This window comes from Youngiibacter multivorans, from assembly GCF_017873395.1.
In the GTDB taxonomy this organism is placed as follows: domain Bacteria; phylum Bacillota; class Clostridia; order Clostridiales; family Clostridiaceae; genus Youngiibacter; species Youngiibacter multivorans.
Window position 1 is genome coordinate 223722 of record NZ_JAGGKC010000001.1, and the last position, 21558, is coordinate 245279.

Genomic DNA, 21558 nt, shown 5'->3' on the forward strand with positions numbered 1-21558 from the left:
ATAAAATGATGCAGGATTACATTTTAAATCTTTCATTTTTACCACCCTGAATGCCTGTCAGTATTGACATGCGAGTGTGCATAATATACAATTCACTTAATATTTATCCAAAATCATCATCTATCTTAGGGAGGCTATGTATAATGAAAAGAAAGTCAATTATGACTCTTGCAATCGCCATGTCAGCGGTAATGCTGCTGTCGGCCTGCGGAAAGAAAGAGACCTCGATCAGACTTGCAACAGGCGGAAATACTGGAACCTACTATGCATTCGGTACTGCGGCAGGGCAGATACTCGGTGACAAGGCAGGCGTATCCTTCAATATTCAGTCCACTGGTGCCTCAAAGGCCAACATACAGCTTATAGCTGCAAAGGAAGTTGAAATGGCCATAGTCCAGAATGACGTCATGGATTATGCATATAACGGAACTGACCTTTTCGAAAAGGACGGAGCTGTAAAGGGATTCTCGGCAATGGCTGCAATATATGCTGAGGTCGTGCAGATAGTTGCAGACCCTTCAGCTGGAATAACAAGCATAGCTGACCTCAAGGGAAAGAGTGTATCTGTAGGCGATGCAGGAAGCGGAGTCGAGTTCAATGCGAAGCAGATACTTGAAGCATATGGCATAACCTTCGACGATATCAGCAAGCAGAACCTGAGCTTCTCGGCATCAGCTGATGCGTTCAAGGATGACAAGATAGATGCGTTCTTCTGCACTGCAGGAGCACCTACCACAGCCATAATGGACCTTGTTACCACCAAGGAGATCACCATTCTGAACGTTGAGGCTGACAAGGCTGCAGCGCTTATGGCAGCACATCCGTTCTATACCGTATTTGAGATACCAGCAGGAACCTACAAGGGTGTTGATGTTGCGACAAAAACACTTGCTGTAAAGGCTACATTGATTGTAAGCGACAGCCTGGATGAAACGACTGTCTACAACCTGACAAAGGCTCTCTTCGAGAACAAGGATGCAATAGCAGCCGCTCATGCGAAGGGAAAGGAACTTAACACTACATATGCTGTTGAAGGCATATCGATACCTTTCCATAAGGGTGCTGAAAAGTACTTCCGTGAAATCGGGATAATGAAGTAATATGAGAAGGCGGAGACTCCTTGCCGTATCTGTTGCGGCCGTCTTAGTGGCAGTCTCCGCCTTTTGCTTTTTGGCGTTTCGGCAGAAGAAGCTGGTGGTGTACGATGCTGACACTAAAGAGGTGTACGGATCATGGCCTGTAGCAGACGGGACAAGATTCACAGTGGAATTCATCCACTCGGTCAACAAAAGTCCTGTTAAGGATGAGTTTGAAACAAGAGGCAGAGATATCCTTGCAGTAAGCACCACCTATAGCTCCTTCGGTGCCGGGGTGCAGACAGAGCTCAAGGATGGAGAAAAGCTGGAGTATGATGAGAACGGGAACATGGTGGTGTCTGGATTCGACCTGAAGTTTGAAAGGCTTAACTTCATAGTCGGTACAGTATACGACCATGTGCTTGCGATTGGCGATGATGTGGTAAGCCTTACTGAGCTATGCGGGAAGAATTCTGCAGTGGTTTTTGAAGTCAGATGAAATTTTGTATAATATTTTAGAAAGAAGTGATTGGTTTTGAAAGACAATGAAATCAGGCCGAAGAGCCTAATGGAGGAAGCTGAGATAGACGCCAAAGAAATAGGCGACCTCATGGCCGAATTCGACAGGGAGTCGAATACGAGGCATTTTACTGGAACACCTCAGCTTATAGTCAAGGGCATGCTGATTGCCTTTACGCTTTATGTATTCTGGATGACGCTCATAGCGACACCACCGGAGCAGGTCAGAAGGTCATCATTCATAGGACTTTTGATATTCCTTGGATTCATCAACTATCCAATAAAGAGGAGCCACGCCAAGAGGGTAAATCAGGTGCCATGGTATGACTGGATTTTTGCTTTTGCGGGAGGCGGAGCGTTCTTCTACTATGTAGTGAATTTTGAATCCATAGTTGGCAAGGCGGTAAACATCGGAACCGTTGAAATAGCGGTAGGAGTAATCGGGATATTGCTTCTTGTGGAACTCTGCAGACGAGTGGTCGGACTTCCGATACTTGTAGTTGCAGGCATTTTCGTAGGATATGCGTTCTATTCGGGATATTCGCTTAAAAGAGTCATTCACCAGCTCTTCTACACTACTGATGGCATAATAGGAACTCCGCTTGGAGTCTGCGCTACGTTCATAGTGCTTTTCATAATACTCGGGGCATTCCTTGAGAAGACTGGTATCGGAACGTTCTTCATAGACATTGCGAATTCCCTTGCAGGTTACGCATCAGGCGGACCAGCCAAGGTAGCTGTCATATCAAGTGCGCTTGAGGGAATGTATTCGGGAAGCTCAGTAGCCAATACCGTCGGAAGCGGAAGCGTAACAATTCCGGTCATGAAGAAGACAGGGTATACTCCTGAATTCGCGGCTGCTGTTGAAGCGGCAGCATCAACAGGAGGACAGATAATGCCTCCAATAATGGGAGCAGCGGCTTTCCTCATGGCTGAAATGACCGAGACACCATATGCTACGATAGCACTTTCAGCGGTGCTTCCTGCACTTCTGTACTTCTCAGGCATCTTCATGATGATTCATTTTGAAGCCAAGAAGCTTGGCCTTAAGGGACTTCCGAAGGAAAGCATTCCGAAGTTCGGAAAGCTGATGCTTAAGAAGGGATATCTCTTCCTACCCATAGTTGTTCTCTCAACACTCATGAGCATGGGAAGGACGCCTGCTTATTCAGCGGTATACGCCATAGTAACCGCAGTTGTCGTCAGCATGTTCAGCAAAGAGACAAGGCTTACTCCGAAGACCTTCGGTGAGGCTCTGGAAAACGGTACAAGAAATACTGTAGGCGTTGCCATAGCATGCGCCATAGCAGGAATAATAGTTGGTATAGTTACACTTACAGGACTTGGACAGGACCTTCTGAATGTCCTTATGTCTGTTGCAGGAACAAGCAAGTTCCTGGCACTCTTCCTTACAATGATAAGCTGCATAATCCTTGGAATGGGTGTTCCGACGACTGCAAACTATGTAATCATGGCAACCATAACCGCTCCCATAGTAATGCAGATGGGTGTTCCAATGCTTGCAGCGCACATGTTCGTTTTCTATTTCGGAATAGTCGCGGATATTACCCCACCTGTTGCCCTGGCTGCCTATGCAGGCTCGGCGATTGCGAAGTCGGATCCGTTCAAGACAGGAGTGACTGCAACAAGGCTTGCCATAACAGCCTTTATAGTACCTTATATATTTGCCTTTAATCCGGCAATGCTGCTTATAGACACGAATGCATTTGAAGTTATTAGAATAGCCATAACATCATTCATAGGCATATTCGGAGTAGCGGCAGGTATGGAGGGCTATATGTTCACAAACCTCAAGGTCTGGGAGAGGGCTGTGGTTATTATCGGAGGACTCATGCTTATAGACCCGAACATAATAACAGATGTTGCGGGAGTCGCGATAATAGGCCTGATGGTACTGTCACAGATAGCAAAATCGAAGAAGCTTAAGCTTGCCTAAAGAGCAGGTATCAGGGCCCGGTGGATTCACCGGGCTCTAGTAATTTACATATATAATGAATATGAAGTAAATTTGAACTCAAGGTTAATTCTATCCCATCTCATAGCATTCGGGGGAACATGTTGTATAATTAAGTAAAGAAGAACTTGGGAGGGCTGAAAATGCTTAAAGTAGTGAAGAGACGAGGCAATATTGTCGAATTCAATCCGGACAAGATACAGACGAGCGTAGCTAACAGCGCTGAGGATGCCAATGTTTATCTTAATGAGCATGAGCTTGAGCTTATAGCCAAGGAAGTCGAAAATATCATAACAGATGTAAGGGGGCCTGACGGCACTACATCATCCTATGAGATAAGGGGAGTTGTGGTAAGGGTTCTGAAGAACATGGGCTACAAGGACATAGCAAGACTTTTTTACGAAGGAAAACAAGCCTGACGGAATTATTTGCAGCAGGCAGAAGGAGGCTGGAATATGGATCTTATAATCGTAACGGGAATGTCGGGATCAGGAAAGTCAGTAGCAGTAAATGCACTTGAGGACATAGGCTTCTATTGTGTAGACAATCTGCCACCTGAATTCATTCTTCCATTCGCCAAATTCCAGTCAAAATCTGAAGTTGCTGACAACAAGCTGGCACTTGTCGTAGACTCCAGGAGCAAGGACCTTTTTCCGAAGTTTTCAGACGAGCTGAAAAAGCTCGACGGCGAACACATTGAGTACAACATACTGTTCCTGGATTGCTCAGACCAGACACTCCTAAAAAGGTACAAGGAGACAAGGAGAAAGCATCCGCTTATGGACAGCGAGATGTCTTCCCTTGAGATGGCTATAAGCAAGGAGAGGCAGAATTTCGAGGTGATAAGGGGCAGGGCGGATTTTGTCATCGACACTACCTTCCTTTCCGCAGCAAAGCTGAAGAAGCTTGTGACTGAGAGCTTTACGCATAGGAAGGGCGAATACATGCAGGTCAAGACAGTATCCTTCGGATACAAGTTCGGTATACCTTCAGATGCAGACCTCGTGTTTGACCTCAGATATCTGCCGAATCCGTTCTATATCTCAGAGCTCAGGGACCATACTGGACTCAATGATGATGTTTATGAATATGTCATGTCGAACCCCCTTGCTGAAGAACTGTTCAAGAAGCTTCAGGACCTGGTCGAATACCTTATCCCGCTTTATGTTGAAGAAGGAAAAAGCCAGCTGGTAATCGCTTATGGATGTACGGGTGGTAAGCACAGGTCAGTTTCATTCGCGCGAAAGACCGCGGAGTATTTCCGGAACAAGGGCCTTAACGTAGTTGAATACCACAGGGACATAGACAGGAAAAATGACGGGACCCATTAGGAGGACATTATGGAAATTCTATTGCTGATTCCTCTTTTCATTATCGGATCGATATTCACGATAATTCTCATCGCCGTACTGTTCTCAAAATCGGTCTTGAAGGCTTCAAAACCCAATCAGCGTATGAGTAGTCAGACCCGAGGCTGGGATTCAGGCAGCGCAAGAAAGACCGGAGAACTCATGTACAAGGAGAATGCGACGGATGAGATCCGAAATTCTGCTGGAAACAAGGGATATTTGGCAGATCTTGAGGATAAGTTCAGGGAAGCCAACATCGAATATTCCGATAGGAGTACGAAGACCAGGCGAAAATGATTAGGAGAGAATGATGGATTTTGAAGAAAGGTATTATGATTTGAAAAGAAGGCATGCCGATGTCTTCGGAGTTCAGCCAGGTGCTGAAGAAACCGAGGATGAATTCCTTAAAAGGCTTCCACTCAGGGAAAAGCTGGCTGACGATGTGTTCGAGCTTGCTTCTGAATATGTGAAGTCAGAACTGGAAAATTCAGGCAAACCACTGGATATCGTGCTATATCCAGCTTACATACTGGATACTTTCGAGGAATCGGAAACATCGGAATACCTGTTCACTTATCTGAGGGATATAATAAAATATGAGGACATCATTGAAGGAAGCTTAGTTGAAAGGGTAAACAGGATGAGATAATCACCTGTCTACCCTTTTTTTTAGTTCCTTTTACTTGACTCCATACAGGTCGAAATCAGGCGTGTAAGACTCGCTCTGTGATTCACTGCCCTGGATCAGGCAATTCTTTATTCCGAGTGCAGCAGCATATGAGACTACTGACTTGTACTGTGATGCCGGAAGCCGTACGCCAAGCTTTTCATGCCCGATTGCCCTGTGCATCGGCACATACTGGTTCATTATGCTTATGAATATGTTGTCCCTGTAGGTATCATACAGATGCTTCAGTATCATCTTCGAGTCCAGTGCAAGGCTCGGCAGACACAGGTGCCTTACTATCATACCCTTCACCATCATGCCTCTTTCATCAAGGATGAAAGGACCTGTCTGCCTGTACATTTCAGCTATTGCAGCCTTTGCGGTATTGAAATAATTGGTTACTCCCGAATACTCAAGTGCATTCTCATCCCTGAAGTATTTCAGGTCCGGCAGATAAATATCGATAAGCCCTTCGAGTCCCTTTAGTGCCTCCACGCTCTCGTAGCCTGATGAGTTGTAGACTATCGGGATTCCGAGTCCTCTGGCCTTTGCTTCCCTAAGTACATCCGGAAGGAATGATGCATAGTGGGTAGGTGTAACCAGGTTTATATTTTCTGCTCCCTTTTCCTTCAGTTCGAAAAAGATCTCAAGGAGTCTCTCGTCAGAAACATAGGAGCCTTCAAGGCCTTCTGATATCTCATGGTTCTGGCAGAATATGCATCTCAGGCTGCAGCCTGAGAAGAAAACAGTACCTGAGCCTCTGCTTCCGGATATCATAGGCTCTTCAAACGGATGAAGATACGCCTTTGCAAGCTTGAATTCCCTGGTTGTTCCGCAAAAGCCTCGCACCAGGCTCCTGTCTATCCCGCAGTTCCTCGGACAGCTGCTGCATCCCATATACTCAAATCCTTTCACTTATCATGGTGTATAGTATACCAGAAGCATTAGCTATGGAAAAGCGAGGTCTATCGCAGGTGTTTGCAACGTGGTATTATGAGAATAATAAAATGAAGTGGTGAAAAAATGGCAGGAACAGAAGGAAAAGCATACAGGAGCCTTAACAGCTTCCTGAGGGAGAAATTTGGCGAGAAAGTATACAAGATAAGCCTTGACGGTGGATTTTCGTGTCCGAACAGGGATGGAACTCTAAGCAGGACAGGATGCCTATTTTGCAGTGAGAGGGGTTCCGGTGATTTTGCCGGTGACAGGGATTTTTCAATTAGCAGGCAGTTTGACGACATCAGGGAGATGATGGAGAAGAAGTGGAAGAACGGAAAGTACATCGCGTACTTTCAGGCTTATACCAACACCTACGCTGAACCTGATGTTCTCCGCAGGAAGTACAGGGAGGCTGTCGGGAAGGAAGGAGTTGTCGCTCTTTCAATTGCTACAAGGCCGGATTGCCTGGGAGATGATGTCCTTGATGTCATTGATGAATTCAGCGGTGAGGTCTATACATTCGTTGAGCTTGGACTCCAGACCGTGAGTGATGAGTCAGCTGCAAGGATAAACAGGGGCTACAGCCTTGATGTGTTTGAGAAGGCCCTTAGCGACCTTCGCTCAAGGGGGATTGATGTGGTAGTCCACGTGATTTTTGGGCTTCCCGGGGAAACAAGGGAAGATATGCTAAGGACCGTGGAATATCTTTCAAATAAGGATATACAGGGAGTGAAATTTCATCTTCTTCATGTTATGAAAAACACTCCAATGGAGAAGCTTCTGCAGAACGGAAACCTGAGACTCATGGAAATGGACGAATATGTTGCGACAGTATGTACTGCCGTTTCAATGCTCCCTCCTGATGTGGTCATTCACAGGCTGACAGGTGATGCACCGAGAGAACTTCTTCTGGGACCCATGTGGTCACTCAGGAAGTGGGAAGTGCTGAATGCGATCGACAAATATTTCAAGGACAACGGACTGTATCAGGGAAAGAGCTGCGGGATAATACGATGACCGCATTGAACTTAGGAGGAACAGCATGAGAATAGACATAGCAATATCGGGGGACCATGTCAGTCCGGATCTTGTAAGAGGCAAGACTGTAATCGTGATTGACACCCTGAGAGCAACTACAGTGATAATAACTTCCTTGGTAAACGGGGCCAAGAGCGTAGTGCCTGTTACTACTGTTGAGGAAGGCCTTGGTATAATGAAGCGCATGGAAAACGTGGTGCTGGGAGGGGAACGAAAGTCGATGAAGATAGATGGCTTCGATTTTTCTAATTCGCCCAGAGAGTATACAAGAGAGGTTATATCCGGGAAAAATCTTATACTAACAACAACCAATGGCACCAAAGCCATTTCGAAATCGAAGGATGGCACAAGGATACTGATAGGTGCTCTTGTAAATGCAAAGGCGGTTGCAAGGAAGGCTTGCGGCTACACTGAGGATATCATCATTGTTAATGCAGGAACAGATGGAAGATTCTCTATGGATGATTTCATAACCGGAGGTGCTCTGATAGAGGAAATTCTTGCAATGAGGAACGCGGATCTGACTGACATTTCCAAGACAGCACTCATGACATACCGGAATCACAAGGACATAAGGAGCTATGTGAAGGAGGCTGCTCACTTCAGGATCCTTGAAGACCTAGGACTTCAGGATGACATTGACTTCTGTCTCCAGAAGGACATCTTTGCAATAGTCCCCGAATTCGACCATGGTGTCATAAAGCTGCCTGAGGGACAGATAAGTCTCTTATAACTGAAAGGTTGAAGAAGCCGGAATTCCTGGAGCGGTGACAATACAATCAATGAATAGTTAAGGCAATGATATTTAATTAATATAAAAATGACAAGGACCCGTCCGGTTTTTCCGGACGGGTCCTCTGCAAATGTACTTTCTTAAATGTGGTTGGTGTTACAGGCCTCTTGCTTCCTTAACTTTGGCAACGAATGCCTTTGCTGCCGCTGTCATCTCTTCGCTGGTTCCCTTTGTAAGGTTGCCTCCGACTCCTACTGACATGCAGCCGTTCTTTATCCACTGGCCTACATTGTCCAGGTCAACGCCGCCTGTAGGCATGAGTACTGCCTGAGGAAGCGGCCCCTTGATTGCTGATATGAAAGAGGGTCCGAATGCGCTTCCAGGGAATACCTTTATGACGTCAGTTCCTGACTCCATTGCCTTCACCATCTCGGTAAGGGTCATGCAGCCGGCCATGTATGGTATCTGATACCTGTTGCAGAGCTTGGCTGTCTCAGCGTCGAAGCTTGGTCCGACTACGAACTTGGCACCGGCGAGTATGGCAATCCTTGCAGTCTCGCTGTCAAGAACGGTACCTGCACCTACTATGAGCTTGTCTCCGAATTCCTCGGTAAGCAGCTCGATAACTTTGGTTGCGCCTGGAACCGTATAGGTTATCTCTATTCCGGTAACTCCGCCTTCCATGCATGCAAGGGAGATCTTCTTAGCCTCTTCGGCATTCTTTGCCCTTACAACAGCAATTACTCCAGTAGCCTCGAGCTTTGACAGAACTTCATATTTTCTCATTTGCTTCCTCCTTGTGCTGAGCACAGCTTGTTAAGAATCTGACAAGTTTTTGTTCCATACCTATTATATAAATACCGATGTGTAAATTCAATGGATTTTCATGAAAATAAACAATTATTATTTTCATTAGCAAAAAATAAAAAGAAAATATTTTTCAATGTAAACGATTTACAAACATCAGGGGTATGGAATTGACATTTTTGTTGATGTACAATGTATTTGTCGATTGCAGAAAAAATGGCAATCAAACAAGAATCAAAAGGAGAGAAACGGATGAGCGTTAAGATAGCGGTTGTAAATTCAAGCAGTTTCGGCAAGGTGTTTCCGGAGCACATGGACAGACTTAAGGCATTAGGACAGGTAGACAGGTTCGATGTGCCAAAGGATATGGGCGGCAAGGAACTTGCAGACAAACTGATGGGATATTCGTGCATCATAGCCAGCGTTACAGCTCTCTACAACAGGGAATTTTTCGCCCACAAGGACGAGACTCTCATAATAACCAGGCATGGCATAGGATATAATAACATCGATGTGCCTGCAGCAACTGAAAAGGGCTGCTTCATAACGAAGGTTGAAGCTCTCGTGGAGAGAGAGGCTGTAGCCGAGAATGCGATAGCGCTTCTCATGGCCGCAATAAGGCAGGTAGTACCGGCATCGCTTAAGGCAAAAGAAGGCAAGTGGGCTGAAAGAGCCAAGTTCATGGGTATAGAGATAAAGGATAAGACTGCAGCTGTAGTAGGCTTCGGCAACATCGGTTCAAGGGTAGGAGAGATACTTAAGAACGGATTCAATGCCAATCTCATAGCCTACGATCCTTACCTGACTCCTGAGGAGATAAGAGCAAGAGGAGCGGAGCCTGCAACTCTTGACGAGGTCCTCGAAAAGGCTGACATAATATCCTTCAATGCGTTTGTGGATGACAAGAGCTACCATCTTATAAAGGATGCTGAGTTTGCAAAGATGAAGAAGGGTGTATTCATAGTAAATACCGCAAGAGGCGAGCTAATTGACCAGGACAGCCTCATGAGAGCGCTTGACGCAGGCATCGTTGCAGGAGTTGGAATGGATGTTGTCGAAGGCGAGCCTATCGATGAGAACCATCCTCTTCTCAAGTACGGCAATGTGGTCATAACACCTCACACATCGGCATACACATACGAGTGTCTGTATGGAATGGGCGAGAAGGTTGTTGGCGACGTTGAGAAGGTGCTGAGAGGCGAGAATCCTGATACTGTAATAAATAAAGAACTTCTCAAGTAGAAGCTGGTGGAGGTAACCATGAAAGATATTGGGATCCTTGGACTTGGAGTAATGGGCAGAAACCTTGCGCTTAACATAGCACACAGGGGTTTCGGAGTATCAGTGTACAACTACACTCCGAATGAGACAGAGGAATTTGTTGCAAAGCACATGCAGGGTGAAGACATATCGGCATTCTATGATGTGGAATCCTTCGTAAAGTCACTTAAGTCCCCAAGAAAGATATTCCTCATGATTATGGCGGGGAAGCCTGTCGACAATATGATCGAGGTACTGATTCCCCTTCTTGACAAGGGCGACCTTATCATAGACGGAGGAAACACATACTACTTCGACACAGACAGAAGGATGACTTATCTCGAAGATAAGGGATTGCTATACCTTGGTGTGGGAGTGTCCGGAGGAGAGTCAGGAGCTCTCAACGGTCCTTCTCTGATGCCCGGAGGCTCAAGGGAAGCATACGCATTAGTTGAAGACATACTGACTTCTATGGCGGCAAAGACTGAAGCAGGACCTTGCTGTACCTATGTAGGTAACGGCTCTGCAGGTCATTTCGTGAAGATGCTGCATAACGGCATCGAGTACGGTATGATGCAGTCCATGTCAGAGGTGTATGACATAATGAGGAATGTACTCAAGCTGTCAGCAGATGAAATCGGAGATGTTTTTGAGAAATGGAACGAGGGAGACCTTAACTCCTACCTTATGGAGATCTCATACAAGATCATGAGAAAGAAGGACGATGAGACCGGAAAGCCTCTTGTTGACTTGATCCTTGATAAAGCAGGGCAGAAGGGAACTGGAAAATGGACAGCTGAAGCGTCGCTTGACCTTGGGGTACCGGCACCATCGCTTAGCGTGGCAGTATATGGAAGAGTAATGTCCTTCTTCAAGGATGAGAGGCAGCGCCTGTCAGAGCTTGTTAAGAAGGAACCGACTGATGCGGCAATAGACAAGGATATTTTGATAAATGACCTTGAAAATTCGCTTCTGTTCTCCAACTTCGTAATGTATTCTCAGGGAATTTGGCTTATGAACGAGGCTTCGAAGGTGTACGGATTTGATATAGACACTGCTGAGGTACTTAAGATATGGAAGGGCGGATGCATCATCCGTGCCAGGATGCTTGACCTTTTGATCGACATCGTCAAGGAAGACAGAAGCAACATCAATCTTCTGGGAAGCGAAAAGGCACTTTCATTCCTGAGGGACAGGCTGCCTTCGATGAGAAGGGTGACCATGGCTGCAAGGGATCATTATGTACCGGCTCTTGTGCACAACACCGCACTTGATTATATTTTCAGTATGATCGAAGCGGACCTTCCTGCAAATCTGACACAGGCGCAGAGAGATTTCTTTGGAGCACATACATATTCGAGGGTAGACAAGGAAGGAATATTCCATACAAAGTGGGAATAAACAGAAGTGTTATTTGACTGTTAAATTTTAATCTAATTAAAACAATTGTGAGTGGTAAGATGATACCTGGAAATGATTCCCGGATGGTAAAAATAGCACGGAAAATTACTTCAGATACGAAAAGTTTGCCAAAATTTGTTAATCAGAAAGTGGTCTGAAGATTAAAAGCATTGAGCGGCAATGGTTATGGAGTTATACGTACAACGTCTGCAAGTATTGACAAACAGGAAAAATCACATTAAAATAGGTAACGACTGAAGTCGATGTCATACCAGGTTGCCCTAGGTGATACTATCATTCACAAGGTTATTCCAGGACGGCTGATTATATGCATGTTGAAATCGTTGTTAAATGTTATTCAAATACTGGAAGGCTTTTTCAATAAAGCTATCGGGAAAGAGGGTAAAATTCCTCGTAACTTTCAGGCTTTGGATGAAGGACAACAGGATTCATAATGATGATATTAGCATTTAAGGCGATGCACGCATTGATCCGTCCGGACAATTTTTGGGGCGTTTGCGCTCCTCTGTGAAGGAAATTATTTTCAAAGGCATAAGGGTACGGCAGCGAACAATCAGAGTTTCTATCATAAATAATAAAAGGGGGAAAAGAAGAATGGCACAAAGTCTAACCGCTGGACAAGCACTGATCATTTCTTTGTGGGTTGCCCTGGTCGAATCCAGAGCACTCGGGTATGCAACGCTCAACCTCAGATTCTCGCCTATGATGACAGGTCTCATCGTAGGAATAGTAATGGGAGATGTTGCTACAGCAATGGCCATCACCGCTTCAATACAGCTCATATACATGGGTATGATCGCACCAGGAGGTGCAATGCCTGCTGAGCCTGCTGTCGCTACAGCAATAGCCGTACCTGTCGCAATCATGTCAAACCTTCAGCCGACTGAGGCTATAGCGATTGCGGTACCTGTAGGTCTGCTCGGAAGCTACCTGTATTCATTCAGGTTCTTCATAAACACATTCATAATAAGGCTTACTGACAAATATGCAGAGGCTACAAACGACAAGGGACTTTTCGCATCAGTAATACTGCTGCCAACTCTTGTAAGCTTTGCACTCTTCGTACCTGCACTGTTTATAGCTCTTTACTATGGAGCGCCGGTAATAGCTGACTTTACTGAGACTCTCTCAGGAGGAAAGATATTCCACATACTTAACGTCGTAGGTGGCGGACTCGCAGCTCTTGGTATAGCACTCATCATAAAGGTAATCGGAAAGACAGAATACCTTGTATTCTTCCTTCTTGCATACTTTATGACAGTAATGCTCAAGCCGCTTGGAATCAACACAGTAACCTATGCAATAATTGGAGCCATAGTAGCAGTAATATACGCTCAGCTTGCACACAGAGCTGAAGCTTAACAAGGAGGTAGGAATAAATGAGTGAAAATGCAATAAAGAATTCAAGCAATGCTCCTGAGTCACTGACCACTGCCGACCTTGGTAAGGCATGGTTCAGATGGTGGTACGCAAATGAAATACCACATAGCTATGACCGTATGATAGCTCCTTCGCTTCTTTGGGCGCTTACGCCATCCCTGAGAAAGCTTTACAAAGATCAGGACCAGCTTAGCGAAGCATACATGAGACATACTCAGTTCTACAACACCCAGGCAGTCTGGGGAGGCGGAACGATACTCGGAATCACTTTGTCCCTTGAAGAGGCAAGAGCTAAGGCTCTAGCAGCAGGAGACGAGGAGAATGCAGTAAGTGAGGAAGTAATCGAAAATACAAAGATTGGTCTTATGGGACCACTTGCAGGAATAGGCGACGCGATAGACTCAGGTACAGTACAGTACATTCTTATCGCCATAGCTCTTCCATGGGCACAGGAAGGAAGCGCTTTGGGAGCATTGTTCCCATGGATAGGCTTCGTAGCCCTCACATACATCTACGGATTCTATTTCACAAAGCTTGGACACAGCCTCGGACGTGCCGCAGCTACTGAAATAGTTGGAGGAAAGTCCATAAGGAAGATCCTCGACACGCTTTCAATACTTGGTCTGTTCATGATGGGAGTTCTTGCAGCTTCGTACGTAAAGGTTTCTACAGGCTTCAAGTGGACTATTTCCGGCAAGGAGTTCATACTCCAGGAGATTCTCGACAAAATACTTCCAGGCCTTCTTCCTTTCATAACAGTACTTGGAGTATATCTGTACTTCACAAAGAAGGGACTCAAGGTTACTCAGGCGATGGTAGGACTCTCAGTTATACTGGGTGTGCTTGCAGCCATAGGACTTCTGTAATAAAATGGAGCTGCGGAGGATTTTTCCTTCGGAACTCTGAAATGACCTGATTGTCTCTCATCTTTGGTTTGACTCAAACGAATGGATTGGATCAAAGGTGGGAGACTTCAATTTAATCACTTGTATTTTGTAACTGAACCAATGCCTACGGGCGCAATAACATATGAGGTGAAAAATGAGCAACAAAGCATTATTGGTTATAACTCACGGCAATTTTGGTATTGAACTTGTAAAGAGCGTCGAGATGATCATGGGAGAGCAGGAAGATGTCAACGCACTTGGACTTAATCCTGGAGAAAGCGTGGAGGACCTCAGGGAATCAGCTGACAGGATCGTGGAAGCAAACAAGGAAGCCGGCAAAGAAACCATAATCCTTGTTGACATACTGGGTGGAAGCCCTTCGAACGTTGCCCTGTATCTCTTCAAGAAACACGGCATAAAGCTCATAACCGGAGTGAACATGTACATGCTTATCGAGATGTTCTCACAGAAGGACTCTGTTGAATCAGCAGATGAACTTTGTGATATAATGATTGAAACAGCTACAGAGAACATCAAGAAGTTTTAGCTTTGAAACCAATTGAATTGATATAAAATATTTGAAAGGAAAGTGATCTCAATGGGAGAAATAGTACTTGTAAGAGTAGACGACAGGCTCATACACGGTCAGGTAATGACAAAGTGGTCAAGAGGAATGAACACGAATGCGCTTTTCGTAGTTGACAATGCGACAGCTAAAGATCCGTTCATGAAGGACATCTATACAATGTCATCCTCAAGCTCAGGAATGACCATAAAGGTATTTTCTGAAGATGAGGTATTGGATTACTGGACAAATACAGGCTTTGAGAAATTCAATGCGATATTGCTTTTCAAGACAATAGCAGCAGTTGAGTCTGTAATCGAGAAGGGACTGCCAGTAAAGAGGCTCAACCTTGGCGGAATAGCAAAGAAGGCGGATTCGAAGTTCGTTATCCCTACAGTGGCTGTAAAGCCTGCTGATGTGGAACTTCTCAAGAAGCTCGATGAAAAGGGAGTGGACATATTCTTCCAGACGGTACCGGATACCAAGTCCGTTACATTTAAGGATGCTTTAAAGTCCCTGTAATATCAGATAGTTGTGCATAGGGAGACGAAGGTCTCCCTTGTTTTTTGCAAAAAACATGGTTATACATTGATACAAAAGAAAGTGAAGGTGCAAAATGAGTAAGAAAGTTCTGGTTACTCCAAGGTCGTTCGGAAAGACAAGCAGACTACCCTTTGAAATGCTTGAAAAGCTTGGCTATGAAGTCATAGTGAACAAGACCGGAAAGCAGCTTAATGAGGACGAGCTGATAGAAGCAGTAAAGGATATAGACGGACTTATTGTCGGACTTGATCCTGTTACTGACAAGGTGCTTAAGGCTGCCAGGAATCTCAAGGTAGTTTCCAAGTATGGTGTCGGAACAGACAACATCGACAAGGCAGCTGCAAAAGAACTTGGGATTGCAGTCACATATACTCCTGGCGCCAACAACGAATCAGTTGCTGACTTCGCTTTTTCACTGATGCTCGGTTCTGCCAGAAGCGTAGGAAAGCTTGATGCAGTAGTCAGGAGCGGCAGATGGGAAAAGATCATAGGAACTGAAGTCTATGGCAAGACCATCGGAATAATAGGCACAGGAGCAATTGGAAAAGGCGTTGCGAAAAGGGCCACAGGCTTCGACATGAACGTGCTTGCCTTCGACATATATCCTGACCAGGCCTTTGCTGACAAGATCGGGATGAAATATGTTGACAAGGAGACCCTTCTTAAGGAAGCTGATTTCATATCCCTCCATGTTCCTTTGACAAAAGAGATGCATCATTTCATCGGCAAGGATGAGTTTGCTCTTATGAAGAAGACGGCATTCATCATAAATACCTCCAGAGGCGGGATAGTGAATGAATCAGAGCTCTATGATGCATTGAAGGACAATGTCATAGCAGGAGCTGCCCTCGACGTCTTCGAGGTTGAGCCACCTGTAGGAAACAGGCTCCTTGAGCTTGACAACATCCTACTTGCTCCTCATTGCGGCGCATCGACAACAGATGCTACCGACAGGATGGGAGTGATGGCGGTAGAAGGACTTGCAAGCATACTTGAAGGCGGAGAGCCGAAGTACCTTGCAAGGTAAAGAACCAAAAAAGTCAGGAGGATCATATGGTATTAGACAGGGAAGCGCTGGACAGGATAAGGCTCGTCGCACTGGATATCGACGGAACTCTCATTGATGATGACCTTGAGGTCTCGGGAAATGCGGTATCAGCCATAAAGGACCTTATCAGCAGAGGCATACATGTGGCTCTTGTATCCGGACGTACGTGGAAGGCCGCAGATTTTATCAGGCAAAAGCTTGGAGTTGAGATTCCGGTTGTCTGCTACAACGGCGCAAAAGTAGTCATACCTTCAATCGACCATGACTTCACAACGAAGATTCCGCTTGCTGAAGCAAGGAAGATCATGGCCTACGGAGAAGATAGGGGACTATACACCAAGGTGTATATAGACGATGTTCTTCATATCAAGGAACCCGATGAGAAGTCCCTTGAGTTCTGCAGGAATTCCCATATAGACTATAAGGTAGTTGGCAAGCTGAGTGACAATGTGCATGAAGATGTCAACATGATCGTCGTCTATTATAAGGAAGACCACTATGGGATAATAGATGAGAAGCTCAGGGAAATCGATGTGACGGTCACAACATCCATATCCAACTCAATTGACGTGATTCCGAAGGGGATTTCCAAGGAACGCGGACTAAGGCTTGTTGCTGCTCATTTAGGAGTCGAGAGCAGTGAGATACTTGCCATGGGCAACAGCCTGAACGATATCGAGATGCTAAGATATGCCGGTGTAGGCATTGCCATGAAGAACGGGGATGTAAGCCTTCTTTCCAAGTGGAGCAATGTAACTGAACATACCAACAACGAGGATGGAGTTTATCACGTGTTGAAACTTCTTTAACGAGGAGCAGGGGAAACCCTGCTCCTTGATGCTTTTAGTGCCATGGAAGTGTTATTTGGTATATAATCGAGTTGTTTGGAATATTTTGCTGCAGGCGGTGTGTAATGGGATATTTGGGAAAGTACTTCAGGAGACATTACAGGATGTTCTTCCTTGCGATAATCATATTGATGCTTGAGACGGCGGCGGACCTTACGCAGCCTTATCTCATGTCGTCCCTTGTGGATGATGGAGTGCTTAAGAGCGACCTTATGCATATCTACAGGCAGGGTGGCCTCATGCTCATGCTTACCGCCATTGGGGCTGTTTTCGCTTTTTCAAGGAACATAATATCAAATACGGTAGCTGCTGAATTCGCAAAGGACCTGCGAAGGGACATGTTCTCGAAGATCCAGGGCTTTTCAATGGAGGAGATGGACAGCTTCAGCAGAGGGTCACTTGTGACAAGGCTTACAAGCGATGTGACACAGATGCAGAACTTTGCTGGCGGTATGATGAGGATATTCGTGAAGGCTCCAATGATATTCCTTGGCAGCCTGTTCATGACATGGAGACTTGACCCAAGGCTTGCGATGGTAGTCACGGCAGTCATACCTATAGTCGTCTTTCTGATGTACCTGAATGTGAGGATAGGATATCCACTGTTCAGAAGGATGCAGACGTCGCTGGACACAGTGAACGATCGCGTGCGCGAATACCTTTCAGGCGTGAGGGTGGTTAAGTCCTATGGAAGCGAAGCGGCTGAAAGCAGAGCCTTTGACGGGGCAAGCGGGAAGCTGGCCTATGACAGCGAGGCAGCGATGCGAACCATGTCCTTCTTCAGTCCCATGATCGCCCTGGTACTTAACCTTACCCTTGCAGTGATCCTGTATCTCGGAGGAATGTTCCACTCCAAAGGAGAGGTAATGCCGGGACAGCTGATGGCAATGGTAAACTACATGACTCAGCTGCTGTTCAGTATCCATATGATCGGGAATATTTTCAACGTATTTGTAAGGGCAAAGGCATCCCATGAAAGGATAGATGAGGTATTCAGCTCGACCGGAGGTGAAAAGGACGGGGAAAGTGAGCTCAAAGGTCAGGTAAGCTCCCTTTCGTTCGATAAAGTATCCTTCTCCTATCCGGAAGGCTCTGGAATATGCGCGATACAGGACATCAGCTTTACCGTAAGGTCAGGCGAGACGCTAGGAATAATAGGCTCGACGGGGTCAGGAAAGACTACTGTTGCGAACCTTTTGCTGAGGCTCTATGACTCGGAAGATGGAACCATAAGCCTGTCCGGGATGGACATCAAATCGATAAGGCTTTCGTCACTGCGCAGAAAAATAGCGGCAGTACCTCAAAGGCCTGTACTTTTTAGCGGTACTGTCAGGGATAACATGCTCTGGGGAAAAAGTGATGCTACCGACGAAGAGATCAGGAAGGCGCTTAGCCTGGCGGATGCCATAGGATTCGTTGATTCGTCAAGTGAGGGGCTGGACACAAGGGTTGGTAGGGGTGGCATGACACTCTCCGGGGGCCAGAAGCAAAGGATATCCCTTGCAAGAGCTCTGATCAGGAGACCGGACATATTGATTCTCGATGACTCGTTCAGCAAGGTTGATGCTGTCACAGAGTCGAGAATAAGAGAATCACTCAAGTCAGAAGCTGAAGACATGATCACCGTTCTGATAGCGCAGAAGATAACCTCAGTCATGAACTGCGACAAGATCCTCGTCCTTGACAAGGGCAGACTCTGCGGACTTGGGACCCATAAGGAACTTCTGGCTGAATCAATGGAGTACAGGGAGATATACAGGTCTCAGATAGGCGAGGTGGAAGATGGCGCAAGATAAGGGAAAAAATCAGGACTACGGACTTCAGGGAATGAAGGGAGCAGGACCTGGCCACAGAAGGTTTGGCGGACCGGTACAGAAGCCTAAGGACATGAAGGGGACTCTCGTGAGGCTGTGGGGATACCTGAAGCTTCAGAAGGGGCTTTTCATTGCTGCATTCGTTCTTGTTGCCCTTGGAAATCTTGCAAGCCTTTCAGCTCCATACCTGATTTACAGGAGCATCGATACTGTCGCTGAAGGGAATGGCCTGGAGAGGTTAAGGCTCATACTGATAGCACTCTCTTCGGTATACCTGGTTGATTCGATACTGTCTGTTCTGCAGGGTGTCCTTATAGCCAGAGCATCGCAGAAGGTTGTCCTCGGGCTCAGAAGAGCGGTCTTTTCCAAGCTTCTGAAGCTCCCCATGTTCTTCTATGACACGAGAAGCCATGGAGACCTCATGTCGAGGCTGACAAATGATGTTGACAGCATTTCTACGTCTCTGTCTGGTTCAGCAGTGCAGTTCATGCATGCAGTCATGACTGTCACAGGCTCCTTCATACTTATGCTAATGTTAAGCCCTGTTCTTACGCTCGGAGCTCTTATAACGCTTCCTCTGTCAGCGCTTGCAACCAGGGAGGTAGTCAGGAGGACATCGAAGCTTTTCAAGCTGCAGCAGGCGGACCTCGGCTCTCTCAACGGATATATGGAGGAAAGCATTTCCGGATTTGAAGTACTTAAGTCATTCGGAAGGGAAGAGGAATCCCTGAATCAATTCACAGTGGTGAACGAGAGGCTGAAGGAGGTTGGGCTTAAGGCTCAGATAATTTCAGGAGCCCTGATGCCTGCAATGAATGTGATCAGCAACCTGGGCTACGCTGTCATTGCAATACTTGGAGGAATCCTCAGCTACAGGGGTAATATTTCAATTGGAATCATAGCAGGTTTTCTCGGGTACTCCAGGCAGTTCACAAGGCCGATCACTGATATCGCAAGCATATTCAATACTCTTCAGTCTGCAGTGGCAGGAGCTGAAAGGGTATTTGAAACCATAGATGAGGAAGAGGAGTCTTCTGACGATGATGATGCCCTAAGGCTGGATGACGCATTTGGGGATGTTGAATTCAGGAATGTAAGCTTCTCATACAAAAAGGGAGAACCAGTCATAAGGGACATAAGCTTCAGGTGTGAAAGAGGTATGACCGTAGCGCTGGTAGGTCCTACAGGTGCAGGCAAGACGACCATTGTGAACCTTATGAACAGGTCCTACGAAGCGGATTCCGGAACCATTCTTATTGATAGTCACAGCGTCACGAAAATCAGAAGGAGCGACCTCAGAAGGCTCTTCGGGATCGTACTTCAGGATACGTATCTTTTTTCAGGAACCATCAGGGAAAACATAGCATATTCAAGGCCGGATGCATCGATGGATGACATAATCGCTTCGGCTAAGACGGCTGACTGCCACGAATTCATCATGAGGCTTCCAAAGGGCTACGACACTGACCTTAAGGAGTCCGGGTCAGCTCTTTCAGAGGGTGAAAGGCAGCTTATAGCCATTGCCAGGGCTGTGCTTTCGGATCCTTCCATAATGATACTTGATGAAGCTACAAGCTCGGTGGATACCAGGACTGAGCTAAGGATACAGGAAGCCATGAAGAGGATCAAGTCAGGCAGGACCAGCTTCATGATAGCTCACAGGCTGTCTACGATAAGGGAAGCTGACCTCATACTTTTCATCGAGGAAGGCACCATAGCGGAACAGGGTACGCACGAGGAGCTCATGGACAAGAAGGGACGCTATTACAGGATGCACAGCATACAATACGCGAATATCGGGGAAGATGTTTGACCAATGAAAAAAGCTCCATATCGGAGCTTTTTTCATATCATCATCTCAAGCTTTGCAAGAGGTACCCAGCCCCTGGCCTTTTTCTCCGGATTCACGCAGAATGCCCAACCGTTCATCTCATTCATCGGAATGATTATGTCACCCTTATTGCAGTCAAGTTCCCTTGAAGTGTAGTCTTCTGTCAGGTAATACTCTTCACCCAGGTCGGCGAGGAGCTGTTTAGGTATCCAGCCTTCTCTTAAAGTGCCTTCAGAGATGCAGTATACCCAGTTTTTCCATATTGGATTCCCGATGAATTCCTCACCCTTGACAACCCTGTCACCTTTCTTGAGGTCAAGAAAGTTTATCTCGTTTGCGATATGTGGAAAGACAACTCTATATTTCATATCAGATCCCTAAGGTCTCGACGATGTCAGAGATCAAGAGATCCATCTCTTCAGGTTCGAGGTTCTCTCCAATCTCATAGTAGGGTGTCGCCATGCAGTTCCTGTCAAAAAGCCTGAAAAGCTCAAGCATGACAGGGCTTGTTTCCGGTTCCATCCTCTGGGTTTCGTCTCCTCGGTATGTCAGAACTCCAACGAATTCATCACCGGACTTGACCTTTTCCATGACCTGTTCCACATATGGCACCAAAGTTCTCTTTACGTAGCTTTCAAAGCTCTCGGGAGCGGTCTCCTTGTCTTCAGAAGACCTCTTTGCGTAAAGTGAATAGAATTTTTCAACATCAGGTATCTGGACTATGTTAAGGCCCAATGAGACCAGGTCAGAAACCAAAGGGAGAGCTCCAGCTGAAAGCCTCTTGTCCTCCGGAAGTGATGACTGGTTCATAATGCTGTGGGCTGTTACAATGATCTTATTTGTCATAATTGCACCTC

The 21558-nt window shown here is 46.1% G+C and carries 23 protein-coding genes; 19 read left to right on the forward strand and 4 right to left on the reverse strand.

Features of this window, described 5'->3' with window-relative positions; translation table 11 throughout:
• Positions 1 to 143: 143 nt before the first annotated feature.
• The 7 genes from J2Z34_RS01105 to J2Z34_RS01135 all read left to right on the forward strand — a co-directional run bounded on the left by J2Z34_RS01105 (position 144) and on the right by J2Z34_RS01135 (position 5568).
• A complete protein-coding gene (locus tag J2Z34_RS01105) occupies positions 144 to 1100 on the forward strand; it encodes a TAXI family TRAP transporter solute-binding subunit (protein WP_209457994.1) in 957 nt (318 codons plus the stop codon).
• A gap of 1 nt (position 1101) precedes the next feature.
• Positions 1102 to 1575 (forward strand): DUF1850 domain-containing protein, encoded by a 474-nt coding sequence (locus J2Z34_RS01110; RefSeq protein ID WP_209457995.1) that lies wholly within the window; start codon positions 1102 to 1104, stop codon positions 1573 to 1575.
• A 36-nt stretch (positions 1576 to 1611) separates the two neighbouring features.
• On the forward strand, positions 1612 to 3552 hold the full coding sequence (locus J2Z34_RS01115) for a TRAP transporter permease (protein ID WP_342453064.1): 1941 nt from the start codon (positions 1612 to 1614) through the stop codon (positions 3550 to 3552).
• 161 nt (positions 3553 to 3713) lie between these two features.
• A complete protein-coding gene (locus tag J2Z34_RS01120) occupies positions 3714 to 3989 on the forward strand; it encodes an ATP cone domain-containing protein (RefSeq protein ID WP_209457996.1) in 276 nt (91 codons plus the stop codon).
• A gap of 36 nt (positions 3990 to 4025) precedes the next feature.
• Complete coding sequence (rapZ, locus tag J2Z34_RS01125) at positions 4026 to 4901, forward strand: RNase adapter RapZ (protein ID WP_209457997.1); 876 nt, start codon at positions 4026 to 4028, stop codon at positions 4899 to 4901.
• A gap of 9 nt (positions 4902 to 4910) precedes the next feature.
• The gene (locus J2Z34_RS01130) at positions 4911 to 5216 is read left to right on the forward strand and encodes a hypothetical protein (RefSeq protein WP_209457998.1); all 306 of its coding nucleotides are present in this window, start codon (positions 4911 to 4913) and stop codon (positions 5214 to 5216) included.
• 13 nt (positions 5217 to 5229) lie between these two features.
• On the forward strand, positions 5230 to 5568 hold the full coding sequence (locus J2Z34_RS01135) for a hypothetical protein (protein WP_209457999.1): 339 nt from the start codon (positions 5230 to 5232) through the stop codon (positions 5566 to 5568).
• Between the two features lie 30 nt (positions 5569 to 5598).
• On the opposite strand, the gene J2Z34_RS01140 is transcribed toward J2Z34_RS01135, so the two are convergent.
• The gene (locus J2Z34_RS01140) at positions 5599 to 6483 is read right to left on the reverse strand and encodes a radical SAM protein (RefSeq protein ID WP_209458000.1); all 885 of its coding nucleotides are present in this window, start codon (positions 6481 to 6483) and stop codon (positions 5599 to 5601) included.
• 126 nt (positions 6484 to 6609) lie between these two features.
• On the opposite strand from J2Z34_RS01140, the gene mnmL reads away from it, so the two are divergent.
• Both mnmL and J2Z34_RS01150 read left to right on the forward strand, forming a co-directional pair.
• On the forward strand, positions 6610 to 7542 hold the full coding sequence (gene mnmL, locus J2Z34_RS01145) for a tRNA modification radical SAM protein MnmL/YtqA (protein ID WP_209458001.1): 933 nt from the start codon (positions 6610 to 6612) through the stop codon (positions 7540 to 7542).
• A gap of 25 nt (positions 7543 to 7567) precedes the next feature.
• Positions 7568 to 8296, forward strand: a complete 729-nt coding sequence (locus J2Z34_RS01150) for a 2-phosphosulfolactate phosphatase (RefSeq protein ID WP_209458002.1) — start codon at positions 7568 to 7570, stop codon at positions 8294 to 8296.
• A 156-nt stretch (positions 8297 to 8452) separates the two neighbouring features.
• On the opposite strand, the gene J2Z34_RS01155 is transcribed toward J2Z34_RS01150, so the two are convergent.
• Positions 8453 to 9082, reverse strand: a complete 630-nt coding sequence (locus J2Z34_RS01155; RefSeq protein WP_209458003.1) for a bifunctional 2-keto-4-hydroxyglutarate aldolase/2-keto-3-deoxy-6-phosphogluconate aldolase — start codon at positions 9080 to 9082, stop codon at positions 8453 to 8455.
• A 273-nt stretch (positions 9083 to 9355) separates the two neighbouring features.
• Here J2Z34_RS01155 and J2Z34_RS01160 point away from each other — a divergent pair, with 273 nt between their 5' ends.
• The 10 genes from J2Z34_RS01160 to J2Z34_RS01205 all read left to right on the forward strand — a co-directional run bounded on the left by J2Z34_RS01160 (position 9356) and on the right by J2Z34_RS01205 (position 20683).
• Positions 9356 to 10345 (forward strand): D-isomer specific 2-hydroxyacid dehydrogenase family protein, encoded by a 990-nt coding sequence (locus tag J2Z34_RS01160; RefSeq protein WP_209458004.1) that lies wholly within the window; start codon positions 9356 to 9358, stop codon positions 10343 to 10345.
• 18 nt (positions 10346 to 10363) lie between these two features.
• A complete protein-coding gene (gndA, locus tag J2Z34_RS01165) occupies positions 10364 to 11764 on the forward strand; it encodes an NADP-dependent phosphogluconate dehydrogenase (RefSeq protein WP_209458005.1) in 1401 nt (466 codons plus the stop codon).
• Between the two features lie 615 nt (positions 11765 to 12379).
• Positions 12380 to 13147, forward strand: coding sequence for a PTS mannose/fructose/sorbose/N-acetylgalactosamine transporter subunit IIC (locus tag J2Z34_RS01170; RefSeq protein ID WP_209458006.1), 768 nt, complete (start codon positions 12380 to 12382; stop codon positions 13145 to 13147).
• A 17-nt stretch (positions 13148 to 13164) separates the two neighbouring features.
• Positions 13165 to 14031, forward strand: a complete 867-nt coding sequence (locus J2Z34_RS01175) for a PTS system mannose/fructose/sorbose family transporter subunit IID (RefSeq protein ID WP_209458007.1) — start codon at positions 13165 to 13167, stop codon at positions 14029 to 14031.
• 175 nt (positions 14032 to 14206) lie between these two features.
• Positions 14207 to 14599, forward strand: coding sequence for a PTS sugar transporter subunit IIA (locus J2Z34_RS01180; protein ID WP_209458008.1), 393 nt, complete (start codon positions 14207 to 14209; stop codon positions 14597 to 14599).
• Between the two features lie 51 nt (positions 14600 to 14650).
• Positions 14651 to 15139 (forward strand): PTS sugar transporter subunit IIB, encoded by a 489-nt coding sequence (locus J2Z34_RS01185; protein WP_209458009.1) that lies wholly within the window; start codon positions 14651 to 14653, stop codon positions 15137 to 15139.
• A gap of 94 nt (positions 15140 to 15233) precedes the next feature.
• Positions 15234 to 16187 (forward strand): phosphoglycerate dehydrogenase, encoded by a 954-nt coding sequence (locus tag J2Z34_RS01190; RefSeq protein WP_209458010.1) that lies wholly within the window; start codon positions 15234 to 15236, stop codon positions 16185 to 16187.
• 26 nt (positions 16188 to 16213) lie between these two features.
• Positions 16214 to 17017 carry an HAD family hydrolase gene (locus J2Z34_RS01195; protein WP_209458011.1) on the forward strand — a complete coding sequence of 268 codons (804 nt, stop codon included), beginning with the start codon at positions 16214 to 16216 and terminating at the stop codon, positions 17015 to 17017.
• A gap of 104 nt (positions 17018 to 17121) precedes the next feature.
• Complete coding sequence (locus tag J2Z34_RS01200; protein ID WP_209458012.1) at positions 17122 to 18852, forward strand: ABC transporter ATP-binding protein; 1731 nt, start codon at positions 17122 to 17124, stop codon at positions 18850 to 18852.
• Positions 18839 to 20683, forward strand: coding sequence for an ABC transporter ATP-binding protein (locus tag J2Z34_RS01205; RefSeq protein ID WP_245250449.1), 1845 nt, complete (start codon positions 18839 to 18841; stop codon positions 20681 to 20683). Before J2Z34_RS01200 ends, J2Z34_RS01205 begins: the two co-directional genes overlap by 14 nt.
• Before the next feature lie 32 nt (positions 20684 to 20715).
• On the opposite strand, the gene J2Z34_RS01210 is transcribed toward J2Z34_RS01205, so the two are convergent.
• Positions 20716 to 21069, reverse strand: coding sequence for an SH3 domain-containing protein (locus J2Z34_RS01210; RefSeq protein WP_209458013.1), 354 nt, complete (start codon positions 21067 to 21069; stop codon positions 20716 to 20718).
• A 1-nt stretch (position 21070) separates the two neighbouring features.
• Complete coding sequence (locus J2Z34_RS01215) at positions 21071 to 21547, reverse strand: hypothetical protein (RefSeq protein WP_209458014.1); 477 nt, start codon at positions 21545 to 21547, stop codon at positions 21071 to 21073.
• Positions 21548 to 21558 lie beyond the last annotated feature (11 nt).

Excerpts from the sequence above, each read along its gene's own strand:
- J2Z34_RS01105 (WP_209457994.1), top strand. The coding sequence starts at position 144 with ATGAAAAGAAAGTCAATTATGACTCTTGCAATCGCCATGTCAGCGGTA.
- J2Z34_RS01110 (WP_209457995.1), top strand. The coding sequence starts at position 1,102 with ATGAGAAGGCGGAGACTCCTTGCCGTATCTGTTGCGGCCGTCTTAGTG.
- J2Z34_RS01120 (WP_209457996.1), top strand. The coding sequence starts at position 3,714 with ATGCTTAAAGTAGTGAAGAGACGAGGCAATATTGTCGAATTCAATCCG.
- rapZ (WP_209457997.1), top strand. The coding sequence starts at position 4,026 with ATGGATCTTATAATCGTAACGGGAATGTCGGGATCAGGAAAGTCAGTA.
- J2Z34_RS01130 (WP_209457998.1), top strand. The coding sequence starts at position 4,911 with ATGGAAATTCTATTGCTGATTCCTCTTTTCATTATCGGATCGATATTC.
- J2Z34_RS01135 (WP_209457999.1), top strand. The coding sequence starts at position 5,230 with ATGGATTTTGAAGAAAGGTATTATGATTTGAAAAGAAGGCATGCCGAT.
- J2Z34_RS01140 (WP_209458000.1), bottom strand. The coding sequence starts at position 6,483 with ATGGGATGCAGCAGCTGTCCGAGGAACTGCGGGATAGACAGGAGCCTG.
- mnmL (WP_209458001.1), top strand. The coding sequence starts at position 6,610 with ATGGCAGGAACAGAAGGAAAAGCATACAGGAGCCTTAACAGCTTCCTG.
- J2Z34_RS01150 (WP_209458002.1), top strand. The coding sequence starts at position 7,568 with ATGAGAATAGACATAGCAATATCGGGGGACCATGTCAGTCCGGATCTT.
- J2Z34_RS01155 (WP_209458003.1), bottom strand. The coding sequence starts at position 9,082 with ATGAGAAAATATGAAGTTCTGTCAAAGCTCGAGGCTACTGGAGTAATT.
- J2Z34_RS01160 (WP_209458004.1), top strand. The coding sequence starts at position 9,356 with ATGAGCGTTAAGATAGCGGTTGTAAATTCAAGCAGTTTCGGCAAGGTG.
- gndA (WP_209458005.1), top strand. The coding sequence starts at position 10,364 with ATGAAAGATATTGGGATCCTTGGACTTGGAGTAATGGGCAGAAACCTT.
- J2Z34_RS01170 (WP_209458006.1), top strand. The coding sequence starts at position 12,380 with ATGGCACAAAGTCTAACCGCTGGACAAGCACTGATCATTTCTTTGTGG.
- J2Z34_RS01175 (WP_209458007.1), top strand. The coding sequence starts at position 13,165 with ATGAGTGAAAATGCAATAAAGAATTCAAGCAATGCTCCTGAGTCACTG.
- J2Z34_RS01180 (WP_209458008.1), top strand. The coding sequence starts at position 14,207 with ATGAGCAACAAAGCATTATTGGTTATAACTCACGGCAATTTTGGTATT.
- J2Z34_RS01185 (WP_209458009.1), top strand. The coding sequence starts at position 14,651 with ATGGGAGAAATAGTACTTGTAAGAGTAGACGACAGGCTCATACACGGT.
- J2Z34_RS01190 (WP_209458010.1), top strand. The coding sequence starts at position 15,234 with ATGAGTAAGAAAGTTCTGGTTACTCCAAGGTCGTTCGGAAAGACAAGC.
- J2Z34_RS01195 (WP_209458011.1), top strand. The coding sequence starts at position 16,214 with ATGGTATTAGACAGGGAAGCGCTGGACAGGATAAGGCTCGTCGCACTG.
- J2Z34_RS01200 (WP_209458012.1), top strand. The coding sequence starts at position 17,122 with ATGGGATATTTGGGAAAGTACTTCAGGAGACATTACAGGATGTTCTTC.
- J2Z34_RS01205 (WP_245250449.1), top strand. The coding sequence starts at position 18,839 with ATGGCGCAAGATAAGGGAAAAAATCAGGACTACGGACTTCAGGGAATG.
- J2Z34_RS01210 (WP_209458013.1), bottom strand. The coding sequence starts at position 21,069 with ATGAAATATAGAGTTGTCTTTCCACATATCGCAAACGAGATAAACTTT.
- J2Z34_RS01215 (WP_209458014.1), bottom strand. The coding sequence starts at position 21,547 with ATGACAAATAAGATCATTGTAACAGCCCACAGCATTATGAACCAGTCA.